This is a genomic window from Salinivirga sp. (genome assembly GCF_035268865.1).
Taxonomy (GTDB): Bacteria; Bacteroidota; Bacteroidia; order Bacteroidales; family Salinivirgaceae; genus Salinivirga.
In genome coordinates, this window is the sequence record NZ_DATFKB010000063.1 from 1 (window position 1) to 6,250 (window position 6,250).

The 6,250-nt window shown below is 42.2% G+C and carries 2 protein-coding genes; both read left to right on the forward strand.

Annotation, left to right across the window (positions count from 1 at the left end):
• Window positions 1-608 precede the first annotated feature (608 nt).
• On the forward strand, window positions 609-5,459 hold the full coding sequence (locus VJ937_RS04005; protein WP_324065605.1) for a C25 family cysteine peptidase: 4,851 nt from the start codon (window positions 609-611) through the stop codon (window positions 5,457-5,459).
• 50 nt (window positions 5,460-5,509) lie between these two features.
• A complete protein-coding gene (locus VJ937_RS04010) occupies window positions 5,510-5,983 on the forward strand; it encodes a hypothetical protein (protein WP_324065606.1) in 474 nt (157 codons plus the stop codon).
• The last annotated feature ends 267 nt before the right edge of the window (window positions 5,984-6,250 follow it).

Genomic DNA, 6,250 nt, shown 5'->3' on the forward strand with positions numbered 1-6,250 from the left:
CAAGCACTAACCCACGGGCAACGCCCTGGGCATACCACACAAACCAAATTCGCCGCGTTGCTCAAAAATTACCTCCACAAAACCAAATCATCGGCGAAACTTACGATCCGGTCAAATAAATGTAGACGTTCGCCTCCAGGGATCCACAACATAAGATGCCGCTGCACTCGTGGCGTAAAAATTTACCGCGGCATCCGTTGCGTGAATCTCTTCCCGTCAATTTCGCCGATAACTACCTCATTACATGACGAAAACCTTTCCGTCGCGGCGAATTCCCGTGTACATTACGCTTTGCTACCGACATGTCAGTCCTCCGGACTGAAGAAACACCGTTAATTTTTCACCCCATACCAACCGTTCTCTGAGTTCTCTGAGTAGCTTTTTGGGCAGGAATGCGCGAATCGAAGAGAACGGTCGTAATATCTCAAAAGCAATTAACCTAATAACCTTGAAACCTGAAGCAACCTTAAACATGAAACATGAAACCAAATTACCCAATCAACTTACTCAACATACAAACTTACCAACCTACCATCACAAAATTCCTCAAAAAACAACCGACTTTTTGCCCGAAAAACTGTTATGTTTGTATAAAGCTTTGACTATTAATGATGCGAACCTTATTCAACCTCATAGTTATTTTATGCATTTCTGTTTCTGCTGTTGCACAACCAACCAACAACTGGATACAGGCAGATCAGTATTACTACAAAATTGGTGTGCCAAATGATGGTGTTGTGCGCCTTTCCATTAGCGATCTTTCTGCTGCGGGTGTACCAGTAAGTTCATTCAGCGCCGAAAATATTCAAATCATATACAAAGGCAATGAAATTCCTGTACATGTAGTTAAATCAGGCGGTGTACTCAATTATCTGGAATTTTATGGTGAACGTAATACCGGTTGGTTCGATGTGGGTATGTTCGATTCCATAACTTCCCAAATCAACCCTTACTACAGTCAGATAACAGATACCGCTGCCTATTTTTTAACCTGGAACAACAGCACAAACAATAAACGCTACGCTGAGACGGCTTTTAATGCTACAGATGCGACTGTTGTAAATCATGGCGCATCGCAAGCCTTGCAAATGTACACGGCAAACATGTTTATGGGCGAAGAGTTCCCTGAATATAATAATGCCAAAGGATGGTTCGACAATCAAACCATTAGCCTGGGTAACACACGAACCAAAAACCTGGTTCTTCCGGGAGTTCAAAATACAGGTGAAACCATTACGATTGAAACCGCTGTTGTAAGTTTTGGTGATGCAACAGCATTTGGAGACAACCACCACCTGCAAATTGAATTACCCGGTGGGACTGTGTTTGATACCACATTCAGTGGGAAAACCGCCGTAAAAAAGCAATTTGCTGTAAACACATCAGCATTATCGGAGAGCAACAATATCATTTATCGCAGCATTGATGATTTGAATGTAGCAGCCGATAATATGACGATTTCACACATACAAACCCTTTATCCGGCAGCATTCGACTTTACCAGTCAGAATCGCCGCACATTCATGGTGGAAAAAAGCACGTCTAATCAAATAATTACACTGCAGGGCATTCCTGAAAGTGTTACACCCCTGGTTTATGATACTGCCAATCACATCAAGCCCTCCCCGCAGTTTAATGGTACCAACTGGGAATTTACCCTGCCTCCTTCGGCTGAAAATCATTATCTGATTATTCAGCAGGCCTATGATGCTCCGGGATATATCAAACAAGCCAACACAACACTCCCATCAACAACCAATAGGAATTACATCATCATAACCCACCCCAATTTTGAAAATGGAGCCAACAACTATGCTGCTTATCGCAATGCGGCGGTGATTACCACAGATGTGCTCTATAACCACTTTGCCTGGGGCCTCGAAAAACATCCTTTGGCCATCAGAAATTATTTGAAATACTACCACAGTTCAACCGATACATTGCCACAGTACGTGTTGCTGATAGGAAAAGCGCGTAGTATTAATCTAAGCCGGAAAAATACAACAAATCATGCTTTTAACTTTGTTCCCACAATGGGTTATCCTGCCTCTGATAATCTCATGGCTACGCATATTACAAAAAACAGCTACAAAACAGAGGTTGCCATAAGTCGCCTTGCCGTGCAATCGAACCAGGAGATCAACAATTATCTCGATAAGGTTCAGGCCCTGGAAAATCAGCCTCCTGCTCAGTGGATGAAAAATGTGATTCACTTCGGAGGGGGAAACAACGAGACCGAACAAACCACTTTTGCCAATTATCTCGACAACTTTAAAAACATTATTGAAGATACCCTGATGGGAGCCCGTGTTTCCACTTTTTTAAAAAACAGCTCCGACCCCATACAAATTACCAGCTCCGATAGCATAAAAAGTTTAATCAATAACGGATCATCGCTGCTCACATTTTTCGGGCATGGCTATTCTGATGGTTTCGACCAGGATATTGATGAACCCTCGGCATATAATAACCTGGGGAAATATCCCATGATGCTGGCCAATTCATGCTATTCAGGCAACATTCACACACAATACACAGGCAGTGCCAGCGAAAAGTGGGTGCTCATTCCCAATAAAGGGGCCATTGCATTTCTGGCATCGGTTTTTCAAGGGTACCCCAGCTTGCTTAACGATTTTTCAGGCAATTTTTATAAAAATTTAGCCGTAAACAATTATACCCAGGGATTAGGTATGGCTGTAAAAATGGCCATCGCGCAACAAGTTGAGTCGTCTTCCTCTCTGTTGGGAATTGGTACCGCACTAAACTTTACCCTTCATGGAGACCCGGCTGTGGTATTAAACCAATACAACGAGCCGGATATTGTATTACAAAACAACCTGGCAGAAGTACAGCCTGCGCAGGTTTCCACGGTCATCGATTCCTTTGCCGTAAAATTTATTGCCACAAACATTGGCAAAACCATCACAGGTGAAATTAATTACCAGGTAGAGCATACCCTTACCGATGGCACAGATTCAATATTTACCATTAGCAGAGATGGAATATTTTTTCAGGATACCATCACCACATATCTGCAAATAAACCGTCAAAATGGAGCCGGACTCAATATTATACGCATCACCGCCGATTATCTCAATATCTATCCCGAACTGGACGAATTTAATAATTCGCTTGAGATTCCGGTGAATGTAAAATCCACGAGCCTTTTTCCTGTTTATCCTTATCCCTTTGCTATAAATGCCCGCGATTCAGTGGTGCTCCGGGCATCTACAGGCGATCCCTTCATAAATGAGGTCTATGCTAAGATTGAAATTGATACTACATCGGAATTCAATTCCCCTTTTAAGAGGACAATAGAAAAATACTTTTCAGGTGGTGTGATTGAATGGAACCCACAAATTGCAGCCACGGAGGGACAAACATATTTTTGGCGCACAGGCACCAGAGATGAGAACGATCAGTTCGAATGGGTTCAGAAATCATTCACTGCCAGACCGAACGAGCAAGGTTGGACGCAGGAGAAGCATGATCAACTGATAGAAAATGATTTACAGTTTATTGTTCCGACAAGCAATGGATTTACATTTCAGGAGGCTTCCAATGAACTTTTTGTTCAAAACATTGGGTCACCCAGCAATGCTGAATTAGGTGACATATATTTCAACCTGAATAACGCAAGAACAAGTGGGGCTTGCGGTGCTGGTAATTTCATAGTACTGGCCATAATAGATTCTACCGAGTTTCAGGCCTGGCCGGCAGATCATGGCGACTACGGTCACATCAATTATCCGCAATGCTATAGCCATACTTACCCACATACCCAGTTCGTATTTTATAGCAATGAAACGGCACTTGATAATGTGACTGAGCTCATAAATAACATAGTCCCTGACGGACACTTTGTGTTAATGTATACCATTTCAAACGGGAACTTTGAAAACTGGGAAAATCGCCATTTCGAAGCCTTTGAAAACATGGGAGCCACAATCATACGGGGTGTGCCCAATAATTATCCCTATATCTTCTTCGGTCAAAAAGGCCTGCCTGGTAAAGCACAGGAAATAGCCGGTGACGATCCCGACGATGTTATTACGCTTACTGTTGACCTGAAAGACAATTTTGACTATGGCAATATAATTACCAATTGGATTGGCCCGGCCAACAGTTGGAATAATATCAGCTGGAAATACGATGCAAATAACATTGAGCCAGAAGATAGCATCCATATCGATGTTTTAAGTAAAAATGAAAGTACAAAAACAGATCATGTGCTTTTTGGTAATATCTCGCATACATCAACACCTTTCGACCTGTCGACGGTTAATGCCAATGAGCATCCCTATTTAAAATTGCGTTTTTATACGCGCGACGTGCAGAACAAGACTCCGGCCTATCCGACCAGTATTACACTGAAATATGAACCTAAAAGCGACATTGCTATTTCTCCCGGCGACCACTTCCATTTCCCGAAAGACAGTGTTCAGGAAGGCGATCAGATTGCACTTTCACTGGCATACAGAAATATTTCTGATATTTCTTCTCCTGCAACAGCAATAAATTATAGAATCACCAACAACACAAATGAAACCGTGGCTGCTCAAACAAATACCATATCAGCACTTGAAAAAAACACAACAACCAATGATACAGTAAAATTTGAAACCAATGGTTTCAACGGCTATCACACCTTATGGGTTGAATACCAACAAAACAGCGCGGAAGATTTCTTTGGTTTTAATAACATAGGCAGTCTGCCATTTTTTGTGTATGGTGATGAAACAAACCCGCTGCTTGATGTAACATTTGATGGCCGGCACATCATGAACGGTGAAATAGTTAGTGCGCAGCCCACAATAAAAATTCAGCTTACCGATGAAAACCCGTATTTATCGCTGTCAGACACCTCTCTATTTGCGTTGTACCTGAAAAGAGAAGGCGACGAAGAAAAACGTATTTATTTAGGCCCTGGTATAGCCAATGGTACCATTATTTGGGAACCTGAAAGCAACGACAGAAAAGCTTCAATAACTTACATGCCCGAATTTGAAAAAAACGGCGTTTATCAGCTCAGGGTTCAGGCCCGAGATGCATCCGATAATTTATCCGGCATAAATGATTACCAGATAGAGTTTCAAATTATCAACGAAAGTACCATAACGAACATTTTCAACTACCCAAACCCCTTTAGCACCAGCACAAGATTTGTATTTACGCTTACAGGAAATCAGATCCCCGATGAGTTTAATATCGATATTTACACCATCTCCGGTAAGCTTGTTCGCCGCATTGAAATGAGCGAACTGGGCCCAGTTTACGTTGGAAAAAACATCACTGAATTTGCCTGGGACGGGACTGATGAATACGGCGACCGCCTGGCCAATGGTGTCTATCTTTACAAAGTAACCATACGGATAAACGGTGAAAAAATCGACTTAAGAAACACCGGAACAGACGAATTTTTCAAAAAAGGGTGGGGTAAAATGTACCTCATGCGCTAAACATCTCTGCAAACTATTAGTTTAACTAATAAATTAAAGTAAACAATATTATGAAGAGGTATAGTTTAGTAATTTTTGCAATCGTTTTAGCTTCATTTACGTTGAATGCGCAGCAATATAAAACAGGTTTAGGATTAAGAGGTGGATTGGCCAATGGAATAACAGTTAAGCATTTTATTGGCGAAAAAGCCGCCTTAGAAGGAATTGTTACGAGCCGCTGGGCAGGATTTGGTGTAACCGGCCTTTATGAAATGCACTATCCGGCCTTTGATACACAAGGTTTTTACTGGTACTGGGGTGGGGGCGGTCACCTCGGTGTTTGGAGTGGTAACGATGCTGTTTGGGCCGATGATGACAAATCATACACAGTAATTGGCGCAGATGGAATTCTTGGATTAGAATACAATTTCAGTGAAGTACCACTAAATATAAGCTTAGACTGGAAACCTGCAATAAATTTTGTGGGTCATTCCGGTTTTTGGTTTGATGGCGGTGGACTGAGTATACGCTATCTTTTCCGATAAATCAGAATAGTTTTTCAACACTCAATTTATAAAATTTTTCGGTCCCGGTTCAGATAACACAGGTGTGTTTTAGAATCGGGATCGTTTTTTTGTACCTGCATTCGATAGGTATTTTCCGGTTTATAGCCATAAAAAAAGCCTGTCTATCCTAAGATAAACAGGCTTTTAAAAGTTGGCGGCGATCACGCCGATTGGCGGACAGGCACTACTCTCCCGCTATCCGCCGGCTGGAGGGCCATCGGCGCGGAGCTCGAACCTGGGAGATGG

What these genes read in the sequence shown, in the direction of transcription:
- VJ937_RS04005 (WP_324065605.1), top strand. Translation starts at nt 609, where the DNA reads ATGATGCGAACCTTATTCAACCTCATAGTTATTTTATGCATTTCTGTT.
- VJ937_RS04010 (WP_324065606.1), top strand. Translation starts at nt 5,510, where the DNA reads ATGAAGAGGTATAGTTTAGTAATTTTTGCAATCGTTTTAGCTTCATTT.